The organism is Pseudarthrobacter raffinosi, assembly GCF_023913835.1.
In the GTDB taxonomy this organism is placed as follows: Bacteria; Actinomycetota; Actinomycetes; order Actinomycetales; family Micrococcaceae; genus Arthrobacter; species Arthrobacter raffinosi.
This window is the reverse complement of sequence record NZ_JAMXBG010000016.1, coordinates 69,176-94,094: the sequence shown is the minus strand read 5'-3', so window position 1 is coordinate 94,094 and position 24,919 is coordinate 69,176. Positions and strand designations below refer to the sequence as shown.

The 24,919-nt window shown below is 64.7% G+C and carries 21 protein-coding genes; 6 read left to right on the top strand and 15 right to left on the bottom strand.

What is annotated here, in order from left to right:
- Positions 1 to 121: 121 nt before the first annotated feature.
- Positions 122 to 1,567, bottom strand: a complete 1,446-nt coding sequence (locus NG697_RS15460; protein ID WP_252598856.1) for a dipeptidase — start codon at positions 1,565 to 1,567, stop codon at positions 122 to 124.
- A gap of 54 nt (positions 1,568 to 1,621) precedes the next feature.
- On the opposite strand from NG697_RS15460, the gene NG697_RS15455 reads away from it, so the two are divergent.
- Entirely contained in the window at positions 1,622 to 2,224 is a 603-nt protein-coding gene (locus tag NG697_RS15455; protein ID WP_252598857.1) for a DUF3043 domain-containing protein, read from the top strand.
- Between the two features lie 87 nt (positions 2,225 to 2,311).
- Here the strand turns inward: NG697_RS15455 and NG697_RS15450 are convergent, their stop codons facing one another.
- On the bottom strand, positions 2,312 to 3,385 hold the full coding sequence (locus tag NG697_RS15450) for a quinone-dependent dihydroorotate dehydrogenase (RefSeq protein WP_252598858.1): 1,074 nt from the start codon (positions 3,383 to 3,385) through the stop codon (positions 2,312 to 2,314).
- A gap of 75 nt (positions 3,386 to 3,460) precedes the next feature.
- Between NG697_RS15450 and NG697_RS15445 the strand changes: the two genes are divergently transcribed.
- Positions 3,461 to 4,471 carry an alpha/beta hydrolase gene (locus tag NG697_RS15445; protein WP_252598859.1) on the top strand — a complete coding sequence of 337 codons (1,011 nt, stop codon included), beginning with the start codon at positions 3,461 to 3,463 and terminating at the stop codon, positions 4,469 to 4,471.
- Here NG697_RS15445 and NG697_RS15440 read toward each other — a convergent pair.
- From NG697_RS15440 to leuA, 3 genes are all read right to left on the bottom strand, one after another.
- Complete coding sequence (locus NG697_RS15440; protein ID WP_252598860.1) at positions 4,426 to 5,256, bottom strand: isoprenyl transferase; 831 nt, start codon at positions 5,254 to 5,256, stop codon at positions 4,426 to 4,428. The genes NG697_RS15445 and NG697_RS15440 overlap by 46 nt on opposite strands.
- 2 nt (positions 5,257 to 5,258) lie before the next feature.
- Positions 5,259 to 6,011, bottom strand: coding sequence for a DNA repair protein RecO (gene recO / locus NG697_RS15435; protein WP_252598861.1), 753 nt, complete (start codon positions 6,009 to 6,011; stop codon positions 5,259 to 5,261).
- Between the two features lie 84 nt (positions 6,012 to 6,095).
- Positions 6,096 to 7,835: a 2-isopropylmalate synthase gene (gene leuA / locus NG697_RS15430; RefSeq protein WP_058932427.1), complete on the bottom strand. Its 1,740-nt coding sequence runs from the start codon at positions 7,833 to 7,835 to the stop codon at positions 6,096 to 6,098.
- 254 nt (positions 7,836 to 8,089) lie between these two features.
- Here leuA and NG697_RS15425 point away from each other — a divergent pair, with 254 nt between their 5' ends.
- Positions 8,090 to 10,042: a M13 family metallopeptidase gene (locus NG697_RS15425; RefSeq protein ID WP_252598862.1), complete on the top strand. Its 1,953-nt coding sequence runs from the start codon at positions 8,090 to 8,092 to the stop codon at positions 10,040 to 10,042.
- Between the two features lie 101 nt (positions 10,043 to 10,143).
- Here NG697_RS15425 and NG697_RS15420 read toward each other — a convergent pair whose 3' ends face one another.
- The 5 genes from NG697_RS15420 to NG697_RS15400 form a co-directional block, all read right to left on the bottom strand.
- The gene (locus tag NG697_RS15420; protein WP_252598863.1) at positions 10,144 to 11,718 is read right to left on the bottom strand and encodes an LCP family protein; all 1,575 of its coding nucleotides are present in this window, start codon (positions 11,716 to 11,718) and stop codon (positions 10,144 to 10,146) included.
- Between the two features lie 99 nt (positions 11,719 to 11,817).
- Positions 11,818 to 12,792, bottom strand: coding sequence for a GTPase Era (era, locus tag NG697_RS15415; protein WP_056340115.1), 975 nt, complete (start codon positions 12,790 to 12,792; stop codon positions 11,818 to 11,820).
- Positions 12,776 to 14,107, bottom strand: coding sequence for a hemolysin family protein (locus NG697_RS15410; protein WP_252598864.1), 1,332 nt, complete (start codon positions 14,105 to 14,107; stop codon positions 12,776 to 12,778). The genes era and NG697_RS15410 overlap by 17 nt, the downstream gene beginning before the upstream one ends.
- Positions 14,104 to 14,577 carry an rRNA maturation RNase YbeY gene (gene ybeY / locus NG697_RS15405; RefSeq protein ID WP_160671087.1) on the bottom strand — a complete coding sequence of 158 codons (474 nt, stop codon included), beginning with the start codon at positions 14,575 to 14,577 and terminating at the stop codon, positions 14,104 to 14,106. Before ybeY ends, NG697_RS15410 begins: the two co-directional genes overlap by 4 nt.
- Entirely contained in the window at positions 14,574 to 15,659 is a 1,086-nt protein-coding gene (locus tag NG697_RS15400; protein ID WP_252607982.1) for a PhoH family protein, read from the bottom strand. The genes ybeY and NG697_RS15400 overlap by 4 nt, the downstream gene beginning before the upstream one ends.
- Positions 15,660 to 16,035: 376 nt before the next feature.
- Between NG697_RS15400 and NG697_RS15395 the strand changes: the two genes are divergently transcribed.
- Positions 16,036 to 16,992: a GerMN domain-containing protein gene (locus NG697_RS15395; protein ID WP_252614600.1), complete on the top strand. Its 957-nt coding sequence runs from the start codon at positions 16,036 to 16,038 to the stop codon at positions 16,990 to 16,992.
- A gap of 21 nt (positions 16,993 to 17,013) precedes the next feature.
- Here NG697_RS15395 and NG697_RS15390 read toward each other — a convergent pair whose 3' ends face one another.
- The 3 genes from NG697_RS15390 to hrcA form a co-directional block, all read right to left on the bottom strand.
- Positions 17,014 to 17,796, bottom strand: coding sequence for a 16S rRNA (uracil(1498)-N(3))-methyltransferase (locus NG697_RS15390; protein ID WP_252607984.1), 783 nt, complete (start codon positions 17,794 to 17,796; stop codon positions 17,014 to 17,016).
- A gap of 2 nt (positions 17,797 to 17,798) precedes the next feature.
- On the bottom strand, positions 17,799 to 18,926 hold the full coding sequence (dnaJ, locus tag NG697_RS15385; RefSeq protein ID WP_252607985.1) for a molecular chaperone DnaJ: 1,128 nt from the start codon (positions 18,924 to 18,926) through the stop codon (positions 17,799 to 17,801).
- A gap of 77 nt (positions 18,927 to 19,003) precedes the next feature.
- The gene (gene hrcA, locus NG697_RS15380) at positions 19,004 to 20,017 is read right to left on the bottom strand and encodes a heat-inducible transcriptional repressor HrcA (protein WP_252614599.1); all 1,014 of its coding nucleotides are present in this window, start codon (positions 20,015 to 20,017) and stop codon (positions 19,004 to 19,006) included.
- 147 nt (positions 20,018 to 20,164) lie between these two features.
- Here hrcA and NG697_RS15375 point away from each other — a divergent pair, with 147 nt between their 5' ends.
- Both NG697_RS15375 and NG697_RS15370 read left to right on the top strand, forming a co-directional pair.
- Positions 20,165 to 21,013, top strand: coding sequence for a DUF3097 domain-containing protein (locus NG697_RS15375; RefSeq protein WP_252614598.1), 849 nt, complete (start codon positions 20,165 to 20,167; stop codon positions 21,011 to 21,013).
- Positions 21,014 to 21,141: 128 nt separating this feature from the next.
- Complete coding sequence (locus NG697_RS15370; RefSeq protein ID WP_252575353.1) at positions 21,142 to 21,561, top strand: DUF4870 domain-containing protein; 420 nt, start codon at positions 21,142 to 21,144, stop codon at positions 21,559 to 21,561.
- Between the two features lie 69 nt (positions 21,562 to 21,630).
- On the opposite strand, the gene hemW is transcribed toward NG697_RS15370, so the two are convergent.
- Both hemW and lepA read right to left on the bottom strand, forming a co-directional pair.
- Positions 21,631 to 22,860 (bottom strand): radical SAM family heme chaperone HemW, encoded by a 1,230-nt coding sequence (hemW, locus tag NG697_RS15365; RefSeq protein ID WP_252614597.1) that lies wholly within the window; start codon positions 22,858 to 22,860, stop codon positions 21,631 to 21,633.
- Between the two features lie 36 nt (positions 22,861 to 22,896).
- A complete protein-coding gene (gene lepA / locus NG697_RS15360; RefSeq protein ID WP_252598871.1) occupies positions 22,897 to 24,750 on the bottom strand; it encodes a translation elongation factor 4 in 1,854 nt (617 codons plus the stop codon).
- Positions 24,751 to 24,919: the final 169 nt, after the last annotated feature.

Below are 24,919 nucleotides of genomic sequence, written 5' to 3'. Positions count from 1 at the left end.
TACGGGCTATAGCTACATGCTACTTCGGTCAGCCCTGTAGCTCTAACTCCTGACGTAACCAAGCCTGTTCGCTGATTGTTCCCGATGGTGGAGGAATGCCGGCATCAGAGGGGCATGGGATTCAGACCAGGCCTTCTGCGTTCAGCCGGGCGAGCAGCAGCGCCTCGGCGACCACGGCGTTCTTGAAATCACCAATGTGAAGGGACTCGTTGGCACTGTGGGCACGGGAATCGGGATCCTCAACACCGGTCACGAGGATCTGGACGTCCGGATAGACGTCCATCAGGTCCGCAATAAACGGAATCGACCCGCCGATCCCCATCTCCACCGCCGGAACACCCCAGGCCTCCCCCAGCGCCCACATGGCGAACTTCGCCGCCTTGGAGGTTGTATCAGCGAGGAACGACTTTCCGCTTTCCCCGGGAGTGAACACGACCTTCGCCCCAAAGGGCGCGTTGGCCTGGACGTGGCGTTGAACGGCTTCCATCGCTGCCGCCGGATCCTGGCCGGGCGCCAGGCGCAGGCTGAACTTGGCACGCGCCCGCGGCAGGAGAGTATTTGAGGCCACATCCACGGCGGGAGCATCGAAGCCGATGATGGACAGCGCAGGCTTAGTCCACAGCCGTGCGGCGATGCTTCCAGTACCTGCGAGCCGGACGCCGTCGAGAACGGAGGAATCGGCACGGTACTCCGCTTCGGCGAGCTCCACGCCGACGTTGTCATTCGATACGAGGCCTTCGATGGCCACGTTGCCGTCTGCGTCGTGCAGGGTGGCAATCAAACGGGAAAGCAGGGTTGGCGCGTCCAGCACGGGTCCACCGAACATGCCCGAGTGGACAGCATGCTCCAGCACCTGAACTTCAATGGTTCCGTCCACAAGGCCGCGCAGGCTGGTGGTCAGGGCGGGAATGCCCACCTTCCAGTTGCTGGAGTCGGCCACCACGATCACATCGGCCCGCAGCAGTTCCCGGTGCTTTTCCAGGAAGGAACGGAAGGTGGGAGAACCAGCTTCCTCCTCACCTTCGAAGAAGAACGTCACACCAAGGCCGAATTCCGTGCCCAGAACCTCGATCGCTGCAGCATAGGCGGCCACATGGGCCATGATCCCGGCCTTGTCGTCAGCAGCGCCACGGCCGTACAACCTGCCGTCCCGTTCGACGGCGTCGAAAGGCTCCGTTTCCCACAGCGCCGGATCCCCCGGCGGCTGGACGTCGTGGTGGGCGTACAGCAGAATGGTCGGCTTTCCTTCGGCGGCCCGTCGGCGTGCGACGACGGCAGGTCCGCCGAGGGTGCCGTCCTCCTTATTACTGCGCAGGACCTGGACATCCTCAAGGCCGGCGGCGCGCAGCAGTTCCGCTACGGCCTGCGCGCTGGCTTCCAAGGGCGCAGGATCGAAACTCGGCCAGGCGATGCCGGGAATGGCCACAAGTTCCTTGAGCCGGTCGAGGGTTGCGTCGAAGGAACCTGCGACGGACAGCCGGAGTCCGTCCGCGTCGATGGCCGGTGCAGGGTGACCGGAGCCGGGGGTGCTGGCGTCGGACGGATTGGCTGCTGGAGTGGGAGTCATGGCGAACACAATACCCGCGGCGAATCTCCGCGGGCCGCAAGGTATTCTGTTCACGTGTTCGGACGTAAAAAGGAAGCGCCAACGGCGCAGCAAACAATAGACCAGCAGGCCGCTGAAGCGGCAGCCCGGCAGGATGCCGCGTTGGGCAAGGGTGCGCCCACGCCAAAGCGCAAAGCGCAGGAAGCTGCCCGCAAACGGCCCCTTGTGCCGGAGGACCGCAAGGCGTCCAAGGCGGCTGAGCGCCAGGCTGTCCAGGATCAGCGGACGAAAATGCGCCAGGCTCTCGATACAGGTGATGAGAAGTTCCTGCCTTTGCGCGACAAGGGTCCGCAGAAGCGTTATGCCCGCGACTACGTGGATGCGCGCTTCAGCCTGGGCGAATACCTGATGTTCGGCGCCCTCGTATTTGTCATCATTTCCCTGATCGTGCCAGCTTCCAGCGAGCAGATGGTTTATGTCCTGGGCGGTTTCTGGGTGATGTTCCTGGCCGTCTTTGTGGATGTGTTCATTCTGTCCCGGCAGCTCCGCAAGAAGCTCACCGGGAAGTTCGGTGAGGTTGACCGTGGCACCGTCTGGTACGGCTCCATGCGTTCCCTGCAGTTCCGCAAACTGCGCCTGCCCAAGCCGCTCGTGAAGCGCGGGCAATACCCGTCCTGACATGCAGGCCGGGCCAGGCCCCGGCAGCATTCCCCTCTTAGACAACCAAACCCCGGCGGTCCAACCGCCGGGGTTTTGTTGTGTCAGTCAGCGGTTGCGTCGCGCTTTCGCCAGGTCGCGGTTGATCCGTGCCGCCCAGAAAGGCCCCTCGTACAGGAAGGCCGTGTAGCCCTGGACCAGCGTGGCCCCGGCATCCAGGCGGTCCTGGACGTCTTTCGCCGTCTCGACGCCGCCGACGGCTACCAGCGTGATCGCACCCCCGGTGGCCTCCCTAAGGCGGCGAAGGACTTCCAGTGAACGCTGCTTCAGCGGTGCCCCGGACAGGCCCCCGGCGCCGCATTCGACCACTTTCTCAGCCGGCGACGCCAGCCCCTCACGCCCGATCGTGGTGTTGGTGGCGATAATGCCGTCCAGCTTAAGGTCCAGGGCCAGCTTGGCGACGTCGTCGATGTCCTCATCGCTGAGGTCCGGTGCGATCTTGACCAGCAGCGGGACGTGCCGGCCTGCCGCCTTGTCCGCCTCGTCCCCCACCGCGGTCAGCAGCGGGCGCAGTGTCTGGACATCCTGGAGAAGGCGCAGGCCGGGCGTGTTGGGTGAGCTGACATTGACTACCAAGTAGTCCGCGGCCGGCGCCAGGCTCCGGGCGCTGATCAGGTAATCGGCCGCGGCGTCGTCGAGTTCCACCACCTTGCTCTTGCCGATGTTCACCCCGATCACGGGGCGCACGTCAGGGTGCCGGCGCTGCAGGGCGGCGCGTGCCGCTTTGAGGCGCGGTTCGACGGCGGCCGCGCCATCGTTGTTGAACCCCATCCGGTTAATGACAGCCCGGTCCTCGATCAGCCTGAAAAGGCGCGGCTTCTCGTTGCCCGGCTGCGCCTGCCCGGTGATGGTCCCTACTTCGACATGGCCAAAGCCAAGTTCGGTGAGGGCCTCGATGCCGAATCCCTCCTTGTCGAATCCGGCGGCGAGGCCGAACGGGGATGGGAAGGTCAGCCCAAAGGCAGAAGTCTGCAGTGAGGCCGCGGGTGCCGTGAACCGGTGCAGCAGCCGTCCTGCGCCGGAAGTATGGGCAAGTTTGATTCCCTTGAATCCGATCTTGTGGGCGCGTTCCGCGTCCATCCACGAAAAGGCCAGCCTGAAGAATGTCGGATATACGCGCATGGCTCTAGTTTTCCGTCTCGGACGGTCCAGACCAAACCGGGCCGCCATACATGCGGCTCCGGCTAGCATAAAGCCATGAGGTGGCAGCCAGATATCCTCGGTGCTGGTTTCGAAGCCTGCACCTTCGAGGCCGGGGGCGAAGACGGCGTCCAGCGCACCGCCACGCTGGTGCGCTTCCGTCCGGCGAAGGAACCGGCAGCCACCGGCCGGCGCCGGACAGTGCTGTTCCTCCATGGTTGGAGCGACTACTTCTTCAATGTGGACCTGGCGCAGTTTTGGACACACAGCGGCTACGAGTTCTACGCCCTCGACATGCACAACCACGGCCGCAGCCTGCGCCCGGAAACGCCGGGCGGCTACGTGGCGAACCTGGCGGACTATGACGCCGAGATCGAAGCGGCCATCGCCATCATCCGGGCCGACACGCACACGCCGGAACTGGAAGGCAAGGCCTCCCTCACGCTGATGGGCCACTCCACCGGCGGCCTGGTGGCCGCCCTCTGGGTCAGCAACCACCCCGGAGCGGCCTCCCAGCTGGTGCTAAACAGTCCCTGGCTGGAGATGCACGGCAGCTCGCTGGTCCGCCGTGCTGCGTCCACGATGGTGGGACCCGTGGCGCGGTTCCGGCCGGAGGCTGTCCTGCGACTGCCCGAGCGGGGGTTCTACTGGCGGACCATCAGCAGTTCAGCCGACGGCGAGTGGCCGCTTGACGACAGGTTCCGTCCGCCCATGGCATTTCCCCTCCGCGCGGGCTGGCTCAGCGCCATCCTGGCCGGCCACACCAAGGTGGCCCGTGGCCTGGACATCGACGTACCCATCCTGGTGCTGCTGTCCCGGGGAAGCGCCACCGGGCCGTTCTGGTCCGAGGAAATGCGGCGCACCGACGCGGTACTGGACGTCAACATCATCGCCCTCCGCGCCCTGACACTGGGGCGCAGCGTCACGGTGGAACGGATCGACGGCGCGCTCCACGACGTCTTCCTCTCCCCTGCCAAAGTGCGGGCAGACGCCTATGCGCGGCTCGCCCGCTGGCTCCGGGGTTACGGTACGGCTGAACCCGGTGCGGCGTCGACGGCGCCGCCGTAGCGCCGGTCCCGCCGGGCGTAGATTTCGACGGCGTCCCACAGGGTCCGCCGGTCGACGTCGGGCCACAGCGTGTCCATAAAGACGAACTCGGCATACGCGGACTGCCAGAGTAGGAAATTGGAGAGCCGCTGCTCCCCGGAGCTCCGCAGGAACAGGTCCACGTCCGGCAGGTCCGGTTCGTCCAGGTACTTCTGGATGGTTTTCTCGGTGATGGCCCCGGGTTTGAGCCGGCCTGCGGCAACCTCGGCGGCGATAGCCGATACGGCGTCCGTGATTTCCGCCCGGCCGCCGTAATTAACACACATGTTCAACGTGCACGTGCTGTTGCCCGCGGTAAATTCCTCGGCCTCTTCCAGTTCGCGGATCACCGAGCCCCACAGCCTGGGACGCCGGCCGGACCACCGCACGCGGACACCCCAGTCGTCCAGCTGGTTCCGCTGCCTTCGTAGCACGTCCTTGTTAAAACCCATCAGGAAGCGGACCTCTTCGGCTGACCGGCGCCAGTTTTCGGTGGAAAACGCATAGACGCTCACGTATTCGATGCCTAGTTCGATAGCGCCCGCCATCACGTCCAGCAGGGCGGGCTCGCCGGCTTTGTGTCCCTCGATCCGCGGCAGGCCCCGCTGGTTGGCCCAACGGCCGTTGCCGTCCATCACAATGGCAACATGGCGGGGGATGAATTCTGCGGGGATCGCCGGGGCAACCGCGCCGGACGGGTGCGGATACGGTGCCACCACAGGGGTGGTCCGCTGCCGCGAAGGACTCTTCTTTTTTCCCAAGGCCACTGTCAGCCACGCTCCACATGTTTGAGGGATTTCAGGACACGTTCAAGGTGCCATTGCAGGTATACGGCCACCAGCCCCGCAGCTTCCCGTCGGTGCGGCACGTCCGAGCCATCCGCCGTCGTCCAGTCCCCGGTCAGCAGCGCAGCCAGGAGCACGACGGTCTCTGCGGCCGGCGCAGGCGAACCGGGTGGCCTGCAGTCACCGCAGACCATACCGCCGAGCGGAGCCGAAAAGGCCGTATGCGGACCGGGCCGGCCGCAGCGGGCGCAGTCGGTAAAACTTGGAGCCCAGCCGCCGGTGGAAAGGGCACGCAGGAGATACGAATCCAGGATCAGTCCAGGCGCGTGCTCGGCCCGGGACAGCGAGGCCAGCGCCCCCACCAGGAGGTTGTACTGGGCGGTGCCGGCTTCGCCGTCGACGTCGGTGAGTTTTTCCGCAGTTTCGGTCATGGCTGCTGCAACGGTGTAGCGGCCATAGTCTGCGGCGATGTTGCTGCCGTATGCGCCCTTGGCAACAGCCTGCGTGACGATGTCCAGTGTCTTTCCGGAGACCAGCTGCAGGTCGGCAACCATAAACGGCTCCAGCCGCGCCCCAAACTTGCTGCTGGTCCGCCGCACACCCTTCGCGACGGCGCGGATCTGGCCGTGGTGCTTGGTCAGCAGCGTGATGATGCGGTCAGCCTCGCCCAGCTTGTGGGTACGGAGCACCACGGCGTCATCCCGGTAGGACCGGGCAGCAAAGGATTTTTGGACCACGGTTAATCTTCGCACTGAGTTCCGGAAAGCCGGCAATGCCGGTGCGTTGCGCGCCGGGAACCCCGGCGCGCAACGTGTTCCGAATCAGGCCCGGGAATCCCGGATGGCACGGTTGACTGCGGAAATGACGGCCTTGAGCGAGGACATGCTGGTGTTTGCATCAATACCGACGCCCCACAGGACCCGCTCCCCCACGGCACACTCGACGTAGGCTGCGGCCATGGCGCTGCCGCCTTCCGAAAGGGCATGCTCGCTGTAGTCCAGCACCCGGACATCCACGCCGTCCTCGCGCAGGATGCTCAACAGCGCGGCGATGGGCCCGTTTCCGGTGCCCGTGCGACGGGCCTGGACACCGTCAACGGTGAGCGAGGCGTGCAGGGTCATCCCGCCATCGTCATCCGTTTCGGTGCTGACGGAACCGAGTGAGTAACGGCCCCACTGGCCCTCCGCCTGGCTGGAGGGCAGGTACTCGTCCTGGAAGTGCTGCCACAACTGAGCGCCGCTGACTTCGCCGCCCACGGTATCGGTCTTCTTCTGGATGACGCCGGAGAATTCCATCTGGGCGCGGCGCGGCAGGTCCAGGCTGTGTTCGTTCTTGAGCAGGTAGGCCACGCCACCCTTGCCGGACTGCGAGTTGACGCGGATGACGGCCTCGTAGCTGCGGCCCAGGTCCTTGGGGTCAACGGGCAGGTACGGGACCTGCCAGGTGAAGTCCGCGACGTCCTTGCCAGCGGCGGCAGCATCCTTCTCCAGCGCCTCGAAACCCTTCTTGATGGCGTCCTGGTGCGAGCCTGAGAAAGCGGTGAAGACGAGGTCGCCGCCGTAGGGGGAACGCTCGGCGACGGGGAGCTGGTTGCAGTACTCCACGGTGCGCCGGATCTCGTCGATGTCGGAGAAGTCGATCATGGGATCGATGCCCTGGACGAACATGTTCAGGCCCAGGGTGACGAGGTCCACGTTGCCGGTTCGCTCGCCGTTGCCGAACAGGCAGCCCTCAATCCGGTCCGCGCCGGCCAGGTACCCCAGTTCGGCGGCGGCCACGCCGGTACCCCGGTCATTGTGCGGGTGCAGGGACAGGATGATGCCTTCACGCGGGTGCAGGTTCCGGCTCATCCACTCAATGGAATCGGCGTACACGTTCGGAGTGGCCATTTCCACGGTGGCAGGCAGGTTGATGATGACCTGGCTGTCGGCGGATGCCTCGAAAACGTCGGCGATGGCGTTGCAGACCCGGACGGCATAGTCCAGTTCAGTTCCGGTGAACGACTCCGGCGAGTATTCATAGGTGACGTGCGTGTCAACGAGGGTTTCCTCGTACTTCTTGCACAGTCTGGCGCCCTGGAGCGCGATGTCGAGGATGCCGTCCTGGTCCTGGTTGAACACCACACGGCGCTGCAGGACGGACGTTGAGTTGTACAGGTGGACAATCGCCTGCTTGGCGCCGACCAGGGACTCGTACGTCCGCTCGATCAGGTGCTCGCGGGCCTGGGTGAGGACCTGGATGGTGACATCGTCCGGGATGTGGTTGCCGACGATGAGCTGGCGGACGAAGTCGAAATCGGTCTGCGAGGCAGAAGGGAAGCCGACTTCAATTTCCTTGTAACCCATGCGGACCAGCAGATCGAACATCTTCATCTTGCGGGCCGGGCTCATCGGGTCGATCAGCGCCTGGTTGCCGTCACGCAGATCCACAGCGCACCAGCGCGGGGCCTTGGTGATGACCTTGTCCGGCCACGTGCGGTCAGGCAGTTCAACGGTGATCTGATCCTGGAAAGGACGGTAGCGGTGGGCTGGCATTCCGGAGGACTTCTGTGCGTTTCGCATTAGTATCGGGGCCTTTTCTGTGGTTCTTATCTGAAAGGTGGCCGGGCAACACAAACTCCGCGACGAGGGTGGGCCTTGCGCTAAATCGCGTCTGAGGCCTCGCCGCGGCAGCTAAGAAGAAGGAGCTCTGCGCGCACCATTTGAGGGTAGCACGCGTGCGTAAGATGAGAGGGCACCACCGTCCTTATCGTCCAACATGCAGACGCCGCGCCGGTGCCAGCGCCGGCCGCGGCACGTCACACGAAGGAGCATCTGTGCCCATCTCGGGGATCGATCTGTCCAACATTGACCACACCGTCAGGCCGCAGGATGACCTGTACCAGCACGTGAACGGGTCCTGGCTCAAGGCCACGGAAATTCCGGATGACCGGCCACTCGAGGGAACTTTCACCGCGCTGCGCGACGGAGCGGAGATCGCGGTCCGGGACATCATCGAGGAAGCAGCTGCCAAGGGTGAAGCCGCCAGCGGGATAGAACGAAAAGTGGGCGAGCTCTACAACAGCTTCATGGACGAAGCCACAGTGGAGGCCAAAGGCATGGAGCCCATCCGCGGGCGGCTTGCCGAGGTATTTGCCACCAGCACGGTTGCTGATCTCGTGGCCCTGGCCGGGCGGCTGTTCCGGTCAGACGTGTCCGGCCTCTTCTATATCTACCCGGCTCCGGACGCTGGCAACCCGGACCGCATCCTGCTCTACACCGGCCAGGGCGGCCTGGGACTGCCGGACGAGTCCTACTACCGGGAAGAGAAGTTCGCCCCCATGGTCAAGGCCTATGGCGAGCATGTCAGGACCATGTTCAGTCTGGCCGGAGTGGCCGATCCGGAGCCTGCGGCCGCACGCGTCGTTGCCCTCGAAACCAGCCTCGCATCCCACCACTGGGACAACGTCACGCTGCGCGACCCGCAGAAGACCTATAACCTCAAGTCCGCTGAGGAAGCGGCCACCCTGTTCCCGCTCCTTAACACCTGGTTCGAAGCTGCCGGGATCGACGCCGACAAGCGCAACGAGATCGTAGTAAGCACACCGGACTTCTTCAGCGGGGCCGCCGGCCTGCTGGAGTCCGAACCGCTCTCCGTGTGGCAGGAGTGGCTGGCCCTGCGGGTCGTCAACGGCGCCGCGCCGTACCTGTCCTCCGAGTTCGTGGATGCCAATTTTGCCTTCTACGGTACAACCATCAGCGGCACGCCCCGGAACAAGGACCGCTGGAAGCGGGCCGTCGCCGTCGTCGAAGCTGCACTCGGTGAGGCCGTTGGGCAGATCTACGTCTCGAAGCACTTCCCCGAAACCCACAAGGCCCGCATGCAGACCCTGGTGGCCAACCTGATCGAGGCCTACCGGCAGTCCATCACCGGTCTTGCCTGGATGGGTGAGGAAACAAAGGCCGAGGCGCTGCGGAAACTGGAGGCCTTCCGCGCCAAGATCGGCTACCCCGACAAGTGGATCGATTACTCAGCTGTGGAAATCGACCCGCTGGACCTTCTGGGGAACGTTGAGCGGGCCCACAATGCCGACGTCGACCGCCATCTGGATGAGGTGGGCAAACCCGTGGACCTTAACAAGTGGCTCATGACACCGCAGACGGTCAACGCGTACTACCACCCGATGCTCAACGAGATCGTCTTCCCTGCCGCTATCCTGCAGCCACCGTTCTTCACAGCCGACGCCGACGACGCCGTTAATTACGGTGGCATTGGAGCGGTGATCGGCCACGAGATCGGCCACGGTTTTGATGACCAGGGGTCGCAGTTCGACGGCGGCGGCGCGCTGCGGAACTGGTGGACCGAGGATGACCGGACGGCCTTTGAGAAGCTCACAGCCAAGCTGGTGGCACAGTACGACGAGTTGTCCCCGTATGCGGCGCCGGGGCACAACGTCAACGGCAAGCTGACGCTCGGGGAGAACATCGGCGACCTCGGTGGCCTGACCATCGCCTACAAGGCTTACCTGCTCAGCCTTGACGGCAAGGAACCGGAAGTTCTGGACGGACTGACGGGGCAGCAGCGGTTCTTCGCGTCCTGGGCAGCCGGCTGGCGGCAGGTGATCCGGTCCGAAGAGGCCATCAGGAGGCTCGCCACGGATCCCCACTCCCCCAACGAGTTCAGGACCAACGCCATCGCCAAGAACCTGGACGCCTTCCATGAGGCCTTTAGCGTGACCGACCAGGATGGCATGTGGATGCCGCAGGACGCTCGCGTCAGCATCTGGTAATCACTCTCCAGGACACACAAGAGGTGGGGCCGTCTGGCCCCGCCTCTTGTGTGTCTACTGAGGTGCTGTCTTCTGAGGTGCTGTCTTCTGTGGTGCGGCCGTCAGTCCTGGACGATCAGCACAGGGTTGGCCTGCTGGCACACGGTATCGCCGGCTGTCTGGTTGACGATGTCCTCGGGCAGGGCGCCACCAGCACCGGCTCCGTAGGTTGCCCCGGTGGTGAAGTCAGTTCCAAGGTAGACCTGGACTCCCGCGACGCGAGGTGCCAACTGGACCTGCGCGGCCGGGATCCCCAGCATCGCAGCCACGTCAGCTGCGACGTCGGCGAATTCCGTACCGTAGTAGACAACGCTCTGCGCCACCGCCGTGGCTTCAAACGGCCCGGCTTGGGTGAAGCCGCCGGTGATCAACGCCTGCACGATTTCCTGGGCGCGTCCCGGGACGCCGCTGCCGTTGGCCACGGTGACTGGTTGCAGCGCCTTGTCATACGGCGGCACCGCCGGGGCTGTTTCTGTTGGGGTGGTTGTTGTTTCCGTCGGCGCCGGGGACGGCGTTGTGGGTGCTGTCGGATCCGTGAGGTCCACGTCCTCGCGGAGGGCCGCAAAGAGCTGGGACCCTGCGGGCTCGGCAATCTGCAGGCGGTTGATGTCCGTGACTGCCGGCGCGGTGGGCACGGCCACAAACGCCACCTTGCTGATATCGATGTCCTTGAGCCGGCTACCGATACTCACGAGCGACGGCACGGAGGCCAGCCCCTCATCCACCGTGAGGTTCTTGGTCACAACATCGGCAATGGTCAGCATCTTAGAGGGGTCAGACAGCGTGCCGTCGTCCTTGATCTTGCGCGTGAGGGAGGAAAGGAATCCCTGCTGTGCCCTGATCCGGCCCAGGTCGCCGCCGTCAGCAAAGGCATGACGGGTCCGCAGGAAGGCAAGAGCCATTTCGCCCTGAACGGCGGACGTGCCCTTCGGCAGGCGCAGCCGGGAGTCAGGATCATAGACCGCGTCACTGATGCACACGTCAACGCCGCCCACCGTGTTGGAGAGTTCCTTCACTGCGGTGAAGTCCGCCATCATAAAGTGATCGATCTCCATGCCAGTCAGCTTGTTGACGGTGTCTACGGCGCAGCCGATGCCGGCTTCATTCATGGCCTCGTTGATCATGACACCGCTGCGGGCAGGATACGTCCGCTTGGTCTTCTGGTCGGTGCACTCCGGAATATCGACCAGCAGGTCCCGGGGGAAGCTGATGACGCTGACGCGCTTGTTGTCGGCCGATACGTCCATCAGCATCATGACGTCGGATTTGCCGTAACCTGTTGAGTCCTCCACGGCGCCGTACTCCGCGTTTGCGCCGTCCCTGGTATCAGAGCCAAGGATCAGGATCTGCATCCGGCCCGATTTGTCGTCCGATGGGTTCGCCGCGCCACCGGCGTTCAGCGGTGCCGTGGTGATGTTCGACTGAAACCGCAAATACCAGTAGCCTGCGTAGCCAAGACCGCCGACAACCAGGATGGTGACCACCGCAGTGGTCACCTTCAGCCAGGCCGGCATCCGGCTCCGGGATCCGAGATGCCGGGCAACGCCGACGGCGGTGGCATCAGCGTGGCGGGACACCGGACCGGTCCCGGCTGACGCGTCAGCTCCGTACTCGCGATTGTCGCGGCCTCGCCCCATGTGTGGTGTACCTTCCTCGAAAAAATTGAATCCGGCCTATTTTAGTTGCCCAGTCTGGGAACTTCCCGACGACGGCCGGGTAAAGCGAAAGGGGCAGCGTCAGAAGCCGAGCTTGACCAGTTGCTTCGGGTCGCGCTGCCAGTCCTTGGCCACCTTCACATGCAGGTCAAGGTAGATGCGGGCACCGAGCAGCGCCTCGATCCCCTTGCGTGCGTTGGTGCCGACTTCCCGGAGCCGTGCACCGCCCTTGCCGATGATGATGGCCTTCTGGGACGAACGTTCCACATAGAGATTAACCCGGACGTCGAGGAAGGGCCTGTCTTCGGGCCGGCCCTCACGCGGAACAATCTCATCGACGACGACGGCCAGGGAGTGGGGCAGTTCGTCGCGGACGCCTTCGAGGGCAGCTTCCCGGATGAGCTCGGCGATCATCACGGCTTCGGGCTCGTCCGTCAGGTGACCGTCCGGATAAAGGGGCGGCGACGCCGGCATGTGGCTGATCAGGACGTCTGCGAGGGTGTCCACCTGGAAGCCGTCGGTGGCGGAGACCGGGACGATGTCCTTCCAGCCGTCCTCGCCGATGACATCCCGGCCCAGTGCTGCGACGGCGAGCAACTGCTCGGTGAGCGCCTGCCGGTCCACTGTGTCCGCCTTGGTGACGATCGCGATGACCGGCTTGTTGCCGATGGCGGCGAGCTGGGCGGCGATGTACTTGTCGCCCGGGCCGATTTTCTCGTTGGCGGGCAGGCAGAAGCCGATCGCGTCGACCTCGGCGAGGGTGTCGGCGACGAGTTCGTTCAGCCGCTTTCCCAGCAGCGTGCGGGGGCGGTGCAGGCCCGGGGTATCCACCAGGATCAGCTGGGCGTCATCGCGGTGCACGATCCCCCGGATGGTGTGGCGCGTGGTCTGCGGCTTTGCGGAGGTGATCGCCACCTTCTGGCCCACCAGTGCGTTCGTCAGGGTTGATTTTCCTGCGTTAGGCCGCCCCACGAGGACCGCAAAGCCTGCCCTGTAGCCGCCGAAGTCTTTTGCGGCCGAATCCGGGTTGGCCGGACGATTACTTTTCTTGCTCACGTGGAACTCCCTGCTGGGTTGCTTTCGCCTCTTCGAGGAGGTCTTCAAGGTCAGTGTCTGCTTTTGGTACTGCCGAGGCAATGATGTGGCTGACGCGGTTGCGGCGGCCCTCGAGCCGTTCGGCGAGCAGCGAGATGCCGCCCACCACCACGCGGCTGCCCACAATGGGAACGCGGCCCAGGGCCTTGGCCAGCAGCCCGCCCACGGTGTCAACCTCGTCGTCGTCGAGCTCTATGTCGAACAGTTCGCCGAGGTCGTCGATGCTCATCCGGGCGCTCACCCGGTAGGAACCGCCGCCCAGGGCCACGGCCTCGGCGCTTTCGGTGTCATACTCGTCCACGATTTCGCCGACAATTTCCTCGATGAGGTCCTCCAGGGTGACAAGGCCGGCCGTGCCGCCGTATTCGTCGATCACGATGGCAACGTGTGTTGACTCCTTCTGCAGTTCCCGCAGCAGATCGCTCACCGGCTTCGACTCCGGGACATACCGGACCTCGCGGGCCAGGGCTTCGACCGGGGGCTGTTCGTCGTCGGGTCCGAGCTCATGGAGCGTCGCCGCAACGTCCTTGAGGTAGACGATTCCGAGGATCTGGTCCGTGTTGTCGCGGATAACGGGGATCCGCGAATAGCCCGACCGCAGGAACATTGACATGGCCCGCCTGAGGCTGGAGCCGGCGTCGATGCTGAGGATATCCGTCCGGGGCACCATCACGGCGCGCACCAGGGTGTCGCCGAAGTCAAAGACTGATTGGATCATTTCAGCTTCGGTGTCTTCGATCATGTCCGATTCGGATGCGCGGTCCACAAGTTCGCGGAATTCCTGTTCGCTGAAGAACGCGTCATCACCCGCCGGAGCGCCGGGAGCGGCGGCACTGCCCAGCGCCACGAGCCACCCCGGGATGGGTCCGAGGACCCACGTCAGGTACCTGATCAGCGGTGCTGTGGAGCGGACGACTGCGGCCGAATGGAGCCTGCCGAGCTGCCGTGGGGAAACGCCGACGATGACGAAGCCGAGCAGGGCCATGATTCCGGTGGCGGCCAGCCCGGCCAGCCAGACGTTGTCCAGCAGGCTGTGGAGCAGGACGGCCACCGCTACGGCTGAAGCCATCTCGAACCAGACCCGCCAGAACCGCAAGGCCCGGATGTGCGCCACCGGCTGGGCCAGGATGCGCTTCATGGCGTTTCCGCGGCTTTTCAGCAGGGCGTCTTCGGCGTCATGCCGGGAAAGGAACGTGAACGCGGCCTCGGCTGCGGTCAAGAGTGCAGCGGTACCGAGGAACGCCAGGGCCATGCCGACAAGGAGCAGGGGCGTCACTGCGTGGTCTCGGCAGGTGCTTCTTTGCCGGTGAAGCCGGAAAGCAGCTGGCGCTGGAGGCCGAACATTTCTTCCTTTTCCTCGGGCTCTGCATGGTCATAGCCGAGCAGGTGGAGGATCCCGTGCGTAGTCAGGAGCAACATTTCATCCTGCAGGGAGTGCCCTGCGTTGACGGCCTGAACCTGCGCGACCTGGGGGCACACGGCAATGTCACCCAGCATCCCTTGCGGGGTGGGCCGGTCCGGTGTACCGGGGGTCAGTTCGTCCATGGGGACCGAGAGCACGTCTGTGGATCCCGGCTCGTCCATAAGCTCGATGTGGAGCTTTTCCATGGCTGGTTCATCCACCAGGAGGATGGAGAGTTCAGCCTGCGGGTGGATATACAGCTGTTCGAAAACGTACCGGGACAGTGACACAAGCTCCGCTTCATCAACCTGGATGCCGGACTCGTTGTTGACCTCAATGCTCACGCGTTTTCCCCCCGCTTTTCCCGGCTCACCGAGTGTTTCACCTTGTTCCGCTGGAGATCGTCCCAGAGACTGTAGGCACGCACGATGTCACCCACAAGACGGTGGCGGACCACGTCAGTGGAGTCCAGGATGGTGAAGTTCACGTCCTCGATTCCCTGCAGGATCTCCTCCACGATCCGCAGACCTGAGCGTGTGTCGAAGGGAAGGTCCACCTGGGTGACGTCTCCGGTGACCACCATTTTGGACCCGAAGCCCAAACGCGTAAGAAACATCTTCATCTGTGCCGGTGTGGTGTTCTGCGCTTCGTCCAGGATGATGAAGGCGTCGTTGAGCGTGCGCCCCCGCATGTAAGCCAGCGGCGCCACTTCGATGGTCCCGGCGGCCATCAGGCGCGGGATGGCCTCGGGGTCCATCATGTCGTGCAACGCGTCGTACAGCGGGCGCAGGTAGGGATCGATCTTGTCGCTCAGGGTGCCCGGCAGGAATCCCAGCCGTTCGCCGGCCTCGACGGCAGGCCTGGTCAGGATAATACGGCTGACTTCCTTCTGCTGCAGCGCCTGGACAGCCTTGGCCATCGCGAGGTACGTCTTGCCCGTACCTGCAGGGCCAATCCCGAAGATCACCGTGTTCGCGTCAATCGCGTCCACGTAGTTCTTCTGGTTCAGGGTCTTGGGCCGGATGGTCTTCCCCCGGCTGGAGAGGATGTCATGGGTGAGGACGTCCACAGGGTTCTGCAATGACTGGCTGCGGAGCAACGAGACGAGCTGCTGCAACACCGCGGGGCTGATGACTGTGCCACGGGCCACGAGACCGCGAACTTCATGCAGCAGCCGCATGATGCGGGGAACTTCGTCGGCAGGGCCGCTCATGGACAGTTCGTTTCCACGGACGTGGAAGTTAACGGACGGGAACTGCTCTTCTATGTAACGCAAGGCCTCATCATGGCTGCCGAGCGATTGGACCATCTGATCGGAGTTGTCGAAGAGAACCACCTCCGTCCGAACACCGGGAAGTGAATGGGGGAATTCTCCGGCGGCGCGTTCAGTATTGAGCCGGCGCTTTCCGTTCGCTGATTCAGTCATGGTGCTGGCCCGCAGGCCCGTGGTCTCCTCCAGTTCGAAACTTAAATGCCGCCGACTGCTGCGTGGACGGGGCTGTTGCCGAGCACGCCGGAGCCAGCGGAGTCCTTCCATCTTACGCCAGGCGGCGCCTCCCAGCAGCGCCCGGTGGTCTCCGGCGAGGGCTCCCGTCACCGGCCTACTGCGGGACGGTCGGCGTCATTAGGTATCAACTTCATATCGGGCTCATATCGTTCCCGTTGCAGTTGCGCCGCCCGCCCGTATTCGGTCCTTTTGGCGGGGCTGGCTATGCGATGCTGGAAATCAAGGCCGTCAGGGGGACCGGCTCCCGAGGCCCAGGCCTCACCATTTCACCGCCAGGAAGGACAGGGCCACGAGAATGCCGGAAACAGCTACCCCCCTCACTTCCAAACGCGTCGCGCCGCGTTTTCGTCCGCAACGTTTCCTGGGCCTGCTGCCAGCATTCCTCCTTCTCACCGGTTGTATCGCGGAACCCAGCCCTGAGCCCAACCTGACGGCAAACTCCAGTGCTGCCGCCACCGGCTCCCCCGGAGCACCTTCCACCAGTGCGCCCCTGGAAACTACACAGTCCTCGAATAAGGCACCGGTCTACTGGATTGGCCGAAGCAACAGCAACGTGTTCCTATACCGGGAGTTCCGGGACGTGCCGGAGCAGGAGAATCCAGTGACCCGCGCCCTGCGGGCCATGATGTCCGAGAAGCCGCTGGACCCGGATTTCTTCACGCCTTGGCAGGATCCCGAGAAACTCGCCTCGTCCATCTCCGGCAAGAACGTCATTACCGTCGACGTCTCGGAGGATGCCTTTAACAGCAATCTCGACGCCGACATGGCCGGCCGCGCCATTCAGCAGCTGGTCTTTACCGCTACGGCAGCGGCTGCGAGTTCCGGCCTGATCGATTCCGGCCAGCAGATCCAGGTCAGGATCCTGGTGGATAGCCACACCGACTACGTTGCCTTCGACCACGTCCAGCTTGGCGCCCCCATGTCCCGAGCTGCCGGAATGGTGGCGCCCGTGTGGATCATCGATCCGCAGGAAGGGACGGACCTGGCCGGCGGAAGCGTCAAGATCACCGGCCGCAGCACCGTTCCGGGCGGTAAGCTCCGCTGGCAGATCCTGCGGGCCGAAGCGAACGGGAACAAGACGCCCTACCTCACCGGGGAGACCACTGCAGCTGCGGAAGCGGCCCAGTCCGGAGTGTTTACGCTTGCCCTTAGCCTGTCCGCCGGGAGTTACGAGCTCCGCGTTTCGCAGGTGGATGCGGCCGGCACCAGCCAGGAGCTGAATGTGGATACGCGGAACTTCAACGTCCGGTAGCAGCATGCGCAGCAGGCGGCCTCAGGATACCGGGGCTGTCCAGCGTCCCAGTACATCGCTCGCCAGAACAACCGCTGCCGGTCCGGCCGTGGATGACCTCAGGACGTGGTGTCCCAGGAGCGCCGTCACGGCGCCGGCGTCGCAAAGCCGGGTGACTTCGCGAGGACTGATTCCGCCTTCCGGGCCAACGATGAGCAGAATTTCCAGGGGTCCGGCGCCAGCCTGGTTGCCCTGCCATGCTTCCAGGACAGACCGGAGCGGCCGGACCGCGTCTTCGTGCAGGATTACGGCCAGATCCGCTGCCGCCACGGCCGCCCCAAGGCCTGGCGTTTCGACGGCGGCGCGCACCTCGGGGATCCAGGCGCGGCGTGCCTGCTTGGCGGCGGCAGTGACCACGGACTGCCATTTTGCGTGGGCCTTGGCCGCGCGCTCACCCTTCCAGCGGACAATTGATCGCTCGGACTGCCAGGGAACTACGGCATCGATCCCGAGTTCGGTTGCCGTTTCCACGGCCATTTCATCGCGGTCCCCCTTGGCCAGGGCCTGCACCAGCACCAGCCGGATATCGGGCCGGTCCTCCACCACGAGGGCGGAGCATTCCACGGTGAGCTCCGCGGGCGACGCCGAGACAACAGTTCCTGTCAGCCGCTTTCCGGCGCCGTCGGCAATGTCCACTGCTTCTCCGGGAGATAGCCGTTTTACGGTCACGGCGTGGCGTGCCTCCGGCCCTTGAAGGACAAAACGGGCACCGGGCACCAGCTCGTCCAGCGACCCGGCACCGCTGAAGAAAACGGGATTGCTCACCGTTACAGGTTACCGAACCGGTCCCGCAGCTTGGCAAAGACGCCGCCGCTGGCAGCCAGCTTGCCTTCCGTGAACTGCTCGCCCCGCAGCTTCGCCAGCTGCCGCAGGAGATCCTCCTGCGCGGCATCGAGCTTGGCCGGCGTCTCCACCTGCAGATGGACCATCAGGTCCCCGCGGCCGTAACCGCGCAGGTGCGTCACGCCGAGTCCACGGAGCGTGATGATCTCTCCGGACTGCGTCCCTGCCTTGACATCGATTTCCTGCAGCCCGTCAAAGGTTTCCAGTGACAGCTCGGTGCCCAGGGCGGCGGCAGTCATCGGGATGTGCAGCGTTGCGTGCAGGTCGTCACCGTCGCGCGCGTAGGTGGCGTCGTTGTTGACCCGGAGTTCCACGTACAGGTCCCCGGACGGTCCGCCGGCCGGGCCTGCTTCGCCCTGCCCGGAGAGCTGGATCCGGGTGCCTGTGGCAACACCGGCCGGCACCTTGATGGTGAGCGACCGCCGGCTGCGGATGCGGCCTTGGCCGCTGCATTCGTTGCAGGGGTCCTTGATGACCGTCCCGAAGCCTTCGCAGCTGCCACACGGGGCCGCCGTCATGACCTGGCCCAGGATGGAGCGAACCGCCCGCTGGACCTGGCCGCTGCCGCCGCAGATATCGCAGCGCACAGGGTGGCTGCCTTCGCGGCAGCATGACCCGTTGCAGGTGGGGCAGGTGACGGCTGTGTCCACTTCGAGTTTCCGGTTGACGCCGAACACGGCATCGCGGAGTTCGATCCGTACACTGATCAGCGCGTCCTGGCCGCGGCGGACCCGGGACGCGGGGCCGGAGGTGCCGCCGGCCCCGAAGAACGTGTCGAAGATGTCCTGGAACGCGAAGCCCTGGCCGGAGTATCCGCCGCCGCCGAACCCGTTGTCGGTGCCGTTCTCATTGCCGGTGGTGTCATAGATCCGGCGCTTCTGCGGGTCCGAAAGTACCTCGTAGGCATGGGTCACGGCCTTGAAGCGGTCCGATGCATCGTCCCCGGGGTTTACGTCCGGGTGAAGAGTGCGGGCCAGCTTGCGGTAGGCCTTCTTGATCTCTTCCCCGGTGGCTTCCGGCGAGACTCCGAGGACGTCGTAGTGGCTGCTCAAAGTTCGTATCTCTTCCTTGTTGTACTGCCGGCAGCCGGGCTGCCGGCACTGCTCTTCGTGCCTGGACCGCGGTGCTGTTACGGACCCAGAATTCTTGAAAGGTAACGGGCTACTGCCCTGACGGCGGCCATGGTGGTGGGATAGTCCATCCGCGTAGGGCCGAGCACACCGATCTTGGCAGTGCTGTCTGGTCCGTAGCCCGTGGCCACCACGGAGGCTTCCGCGAGCCCGTCGTACGGGTTTTCACGCCCGATGCTGACTGCCACGCCCCTCGGATCCTGCGCCATGTCGCTCAGGAGGCGCAGCAGGACAACCTGCTCCTCGAGCGCTTCCAGGACCGGCCCGATACTGAGCGGAAAATCCACATTGGAGCGGGCGAGGTTCGCCGTTCCGGCCATGACCATGCGTTCCTCCCGGCTGCTGTGGGCGAGCGTTTCCAGCCCGTGGGCCAAGGCCTGGGCCGCCGCGCGTTGGCCCGGGCTGACGGACAAAACGACTCCCGGCAGCGAGGGGGTCAGCCGGCTCAGCGAGATGCCCGCGAGTGATCCGAGGAAGTGTGACCGCAGCGCGGCGATGGCGTCGTCGCCGAGGTCCTGGCCGATGTCGATCACGCGCTGCTCGACCTTGCCGGTGGTGGCGATGAGGATCACCAGGACCTGCCGGGGCGCGAGCAGGACGAATTCGATGTGGCGGATGGTGGCGCGGCTCAGATGCGGATACTGCACTACGGCGACCTGGTTGGTCAGCTGCGACAGCATCCTGACGGTCCTGTCAAGGACGTCGTCCAGATCGTCGGCGCCCTCCAGCAGCGACTGGATTGCACGCCGTTCCGCATGGGAAAGCGGCTTTACCGCTGAAATCTGGTCCACAAACAGCCGATAGCCTTTGTCTGTGGGGATCCGTCCGGCGCTGGTGTGCGGGGCCGTGATCAGGCCGTCGTCTTCCAAGGCCGCCATGTCGTTGCGGATGGTGGCACTGGACACGCCGAGGTGGTGGCGTTCCACGAGCGCTTTTGAACCTACTGGCTCGCGGGAGTGCACATAGTCCTCCACGATGGCGCGCAGTACTTCGAGTTTGCGCGGCTCGCTCATATTCCACCTCCATCCGTGGTCACTGCAGGGTTAGCACTCGACATGCCTAAGTGCTAACAGTCTAATATGAGTCACCCCGTTGTTAGCATTGGTACCGCTCCGGGCGAAATTCCGGGCCAGGATCTAGCGGCAAGGCGGAATCAATCCATGCAGTACCAGAACTGGGGTCCGCAGGAGATCACCGCGCCTGTGAGAAGCGAACTCCCCGAGGTCCCCGTGGAACGTGGCATGGTTCTCGAAGACGCCCAGTCAGGCTGGGTGGGAGCGGTGACCCGGGTGGAGAAGTCCGGGGGCATGCATGTCGTGGCCCTCGAAGACCGGCGCGGCAAGTCCCGGTCCTTCCGGCTGGGCTTCGGGTTCCTCCTGGAGGGGCAGCCCATCCGGCTCGTTCCCCCGGCGCCCAGGCAGGCCGCCCCCGTGGCCGCCGGCCGGACGGCGTCCGGCTCGTTCCGCGTGGCCGGCCAGCGCGCCCAGGTGGCCAAAGCCAGCAGAATCTGGGTGGAGGGAAAGCACGACGCCGAACTCGTGGAAAAAGTCTGGGGTGACGATCTCCGCGTAGAGGGCATCGTCGTCGAGCCTTTGCATGGCATTGATGACCTGGCAGGGACGGTGGCCGCATTCGGTCCCGGTCCAGGGCGGCGGCTGGGGGTCCTGGTGGACCACCTGGTGCCGGACTCGAAGGAGTGGCGCATCGCGGCTGCCGTGATGGCCTCCCCCGGCGCGGTGGGGAATGTCCTGATCGTCGGGCACCCTTACGTTGACGTGTGGCAGGCCATCCGGCCCGCTGTACTGGGCATCGAGCAATGGCCGGTGGTGCCGCGCGGGCAGGACTGGAAGACCGGAATCCTGGCAGCGTTCGGCTGGCCGCACTCCACCAAGGAAGACATCGGGCTTGGCTGGCAAAAGCTGCTGGGCGCTGTCCGCAGCTACGCGGACCTGGAAGCATCACTCCTCGGGAGAGTGGAGGAAGTCATCGACTTCCTGACGGTGCCCTGACACCGGATCCGGCTCCTGGCGGCAGCATTTGGTGGCTGAACCAGTATTCTTGGTACTGCGGAGGCTGCCGTTGCTTCACTCTGGCATTCTCCAACCCAGCACCATTGCACTTTCGAAGGAAGAAAACCGTGGCACAAAACGCACGCGAGCACCGGGACGACCACGGCGGCCAGGGCCGTTCCGAGTACCAGGGCGTTCCGGCTAACGCGCTGCCCCTGACGGCCAGCGAAGACCGCCAGTGGGCCACACTGGCACACTTCGGCGGGATCCTCGGCTGTGTTCCGTCACTGCTGATCTACCTGATTTTCCGTGAGCGCGGGCCGTTTACCGCCCAGGAATCCAAGGAAGCGCTGAACTTCAGCCTGCCGCCCACCATCGCGGCGCTGGTGGCCAATCTCCTGGTGTTCATTCCGGTGGTGGGAAACATCTTCGCCGTCATCGCCACCCTGATCTGGATTGCCCTGACCTGCTTCTCCGTGGCCGCAGGTATCCATGTCAACAAGGGCCAGCCCCACCGTTACCAGTACAACCTGCGCTGGATCAAGTAGTCCCCACCGTCACCCTAAACCTCCTCCAGGGAACCCTGCGGGCGTGGGCCCACCAGCTTGTCCGGCAGGTCAGCCTGGCAGGATCCTTCGGACCACGGCGTCGGCCAGCAGGCGGCCCTTCAGGGTCAATACCAGCGTGCCGTGGAAGGCAGCCGGTGGCTCCACCAGGCCGTCGGCAATGAGCCCGGCCACGGCGTGACGGCCGTGGTCGCCCAGCGTTGACGTTGCCAGCCCCGACACGAGCCGGGCCTCAAGCATCACGCGCTCAACGTCGCGGGTTTCGGCGTCCAGCGTTTCCCGCCCGGCGGCCGGCGACAGGCCCTGAGCGAGCCGTCCGGCGTAGGCCGTGGGGTGCTTGACGTTCCACCACCGCACCCCGCCGACGTGTGAATGTGCACCTGGCCCGATGCCCCACCAGTCGTCCCCGCGCCAGTACGCGAGGTTGTGCCGGCATGCCTGCTCCGGCGTCCGGGACCAGTTGCTGACCTCATACCAGCTAAGGCCAGCAGCGCCGATCAGCTGGTCGGCGAGTTCGTATTTGTCGGCGTGGTCGTCGTCGTCGATTCCCGGGACTTCACCACGGCGGATCTGGGCCGCCAGCTTGGTGCCGTCCTCAACGATCAGCGCGTAGGCACTGATGTGGTCTGGCTCGTAGGACAGGGCCGTCTCCAGGGAGAACCGCCAGTCCTCCAGGGACTCCCCCGGCGTCCCGTAGATCAGGTCCAGGCTCACGGCCAGTCCGGCATCGCGCGCCCACTGCACCACCTGCGGCACGCGGCTGGGCGTGTGCGTGCGGTCCAGGACCTTCAGTACATGGGGAACGGCAGACTGCATGCCAAAGGAAACCCGGGTGAAACCGGCATCGGCCAGGACCTGAAGGGATGCAGGGGTGACCGAGTCCGGGTTTGCTTCGGTAGTCACTTCGGCGCCGGGTTCCAGGCCCCAGTGCCCGACGGCGGCCGTCAGGATCCGCGCTAGGTCTTCCGCCGGGAGCAGCGTGGGGGTGCCGCCGCCGAAGAAGACTGTGCTCAGCGGCCGGTCCGGGAGACCCGAGTTCCGCAGGACCGTGGCGGCAAAGTCGACTTCGGACACGGCCGTGGTGGCGTAGGCGTCCTGTGACGCCCCGCCGCCCAGCTCGGTGGCCGTGTAGGTGTTGAAGTCGCAGTATCCGCAACGAACAGCGCAGAACGGGATGTGCACGTACAGCCCGAAGGCCCGGTCCGCCGCACCGGCCACTGCCTGGGCGGGCAGCAGACCGTCCGACGGCGCGGGGTCACCGAGCGGAAGAATGCTAGGCATTGCAGGGGCCTCCGGTGTTGCCGGCCACTGTCATCACTACTTCTTGGCCTTGTCCTTGGACTCGTCGGTGGTCAGCGCAGCGATGAAGGCTTCCTGGGGGACCTCAACGCGGCCCACCATCTTCATGCGCTTTTTGCCTTCCTTCTGCTTCTCCAGCAGTTTGCGCTTACGGGAAATGTCGCCGCCGTAGCACTTGGCCAGAACGTCCTTGCGGATGGCGCGGATGCTTTCCCGGGCGATGATCCTGGAGCCGATGGCAGCCTGGATGGGCACTTCGAACTGCTGGCGGGGAATGAGCTCGCGCAGTTTGCCGGTCATCATTACACCGTAGGCATAGGCCTTCTCGCGGTGCGTGATGGCGGAGAAGGCATCCACCTGTTCGCCTTGGAGCATGATGTCCACCTTGACCAGGTCGGCCACCTGCTCGCCGTCGGCTTTCCAGTCCAGCGAGCCGTAGCCCCGGGTCTTGGATTTGAGGATGTCAAAGAAATCGAACACGATCTCAGCGAGTGGCAGCCGGTAGCGGATTTCGACCCTGTCCTCGGACAGGTAGTCCATGCCGCCAATAACGCCTCGGCGGCTTTGGCAGAGCTCCATGATGGCGCCCACAAACTCATTCGGCGCCAGGATGGTGGCAGCCACCATCGGCTCGCGGACCTCTGCGATCTTGCCGGAAGGGTATTCGCTGGGGTTGGTCACATGGACCACCTTCTTGTCCTCCAGCGTCACTTCATACTCCACGTTGGGGGCGGTGGAGATCAGGTCGAGATTGTATTCGCGTTCAAGCCGCTCCCTGGTGATTTCCAGGTGGAGCAGGCCGAGGAAGCCGACGCGGAAGCCGAAGCCGAGCGCGGCCGACGTTTCGGGCTCGTACACCAGTGCGGCGTCGTTGAGCATCAGCTTCTCCAGCGCATCGCGGAGCACCGGGTAGTCCGTGCCGTCCAGCGGGTACAGGCCGGAGAAGACCATCGGCTTGGCATCGGCATAGCCGGGAAGGGAGACTGTGGCAGGCTTGGCAAGGTTGGTGACGGTGTCGCCGACCTTGGACAGGCGGACGTCCTTCACACCGGTGATGAGGTAGCCCACTTCGCCAACCCCAAGACCCTTGGAGGGGGTGGGCTCCGGGGAGCTCACTCCGATCTCGAGGAGTTCGTGGGTGGCCCGGGTGGACATCATCTGGATGCGTTCACGGGGGTGGAGCATGCCGTCAACCACACGGACGTAGGTAACCACACCGCGGTACGTGTCGTAGACCGAGTCGAAGATCATGGCGCGCGCGGGGGCGTTCGGGTCCCCCACGGGGGCCGGCAGATCGCGGACGATCTTGTCCAGCAGGACCTCGACGCCCATGCCGGTCTTGCCGGAGACGCGGAGCACGTCGTCGGGGTCGCCGCCGATCAGGCTGGCCAGTTCCGCCGCGTACTTCTCAGGCTGGGCTGCCGGGAGGTCGATCTTGTTCAGCACGGGGATGATGGTGAGGTTGTTTTCCATCGCCAGGTACAGGTTCGCGAGGGTCTGCGCCTCAATGCCCTGCGCCGCGTCAACGAGCAGCACTGCGCCTTCGCAGGCGGCCAGCGAACGGGACACTTCGTAGGTGAAGTCCACGTGGCCGGGGGTGTCGATCATGTTCAGCGCGTAGCTGGTCCCGTCGAGTTCCCAGGGCATGCGGACCGCCTGGGACTTAATGGTGATACCGCGTTCGCGCTCAATGTCCATGCGGTCCAGGTACTGGGCCTTCATATCGCGGGACTTAACCACCCCGGTGAACTGCAACATGCGGTCAGCCAGGGTGGATTTACCGTGGTCAATGTGCGCGATGATGCAGAAATTCCGAATGATGGCCGGATCAGTCGCGGCGGGCACCGGGGCGGTGCGGGCCATGGGAGACACGCAGGGTCCTTACTGTTGACATTCGTGCTGTAGACATTCGTGCAACCCCCGCCAGGACGCACCGAAGGCACCCTGCGGCTGGACCGCACATTTGGAACCTCCAGTCTCCCACGTCCGGGCGCATCGTATTGCATTCAGCTCAAACCCGGCACGGTGGCCCGGCGATAGT

Bases quoted from the DNA above. Each gene is read 5' to 3' on its own strand.
- NG697_RS15460 (WP_252598856.1), bottom strand. From the start codon at position 1,567: ATGACTCCCACTCCAGCAGCCAATCCGTCCGACGCCAGCACCCCCGGC.
- NG697_RS15450 (WP_252598858.1), bottom strand. From the start codon at position 3,385: ATGCGCGTATATCCGACATTCTTCAGGCTGGCCTTTTCGTGGATGGAC.
- NG697_RS15445 (WP_252598859.1), top strand. From the start codon at position 3,461: ATGAGGTGGCAGCCAGATATCCTCGGTGCTGGTTTCGAAGCCTGCACC.
- leuA (WP_058932427.1), bottom strand. From the start codon at position 7,835: ATGCGAAACGCACAGAAGTCCTCCGGAATGCCAGCCCACCGCTACCGT.
- NG697_RS15420 (WP_252598863.1), bottom strand. From the start codon at position 11,718: ATGGGGCGAGGCCGCGACAATCGCGAGTACGGAGCTGACGCGTCAGCC.
- NG697_RS15400 (WP_252607982.1), bottom strand. From the start codon at position 15,659: ATGACTGAATCAGCGAACGGAAAGCGCCGGCTCAATACTGAACGCGCC.
- NG697_RS15395 (WP_252614600.1), top strand. From the start codon at position 16,036: ATGCCGGAAACAGCTACCCCCCTCACTTCCAAACGCGTCGCGCCGCGT.
- hrcA (WP_252614599.1), bottom strand. From the start codon at position 20,017: ATGAGCGAGCCGCGCAAACTCGAAGTACTGCGCGCCATCGTGGAGGAC.
- NG697_RS15375 (WP_252614598.1), top strand. From the start codon at position 20,165: ATGCAGTACCAGAACTGGGGTCCGCAGGAGATCACCGCGCCTGTGAGA.
- hemW (WP_252614597.1), bottom strand. From the start codon at position 22,860: ATGCCTAGCATTCTTCCGCTCGGTGACCCCGCGCCGTCGGACGGTCTG.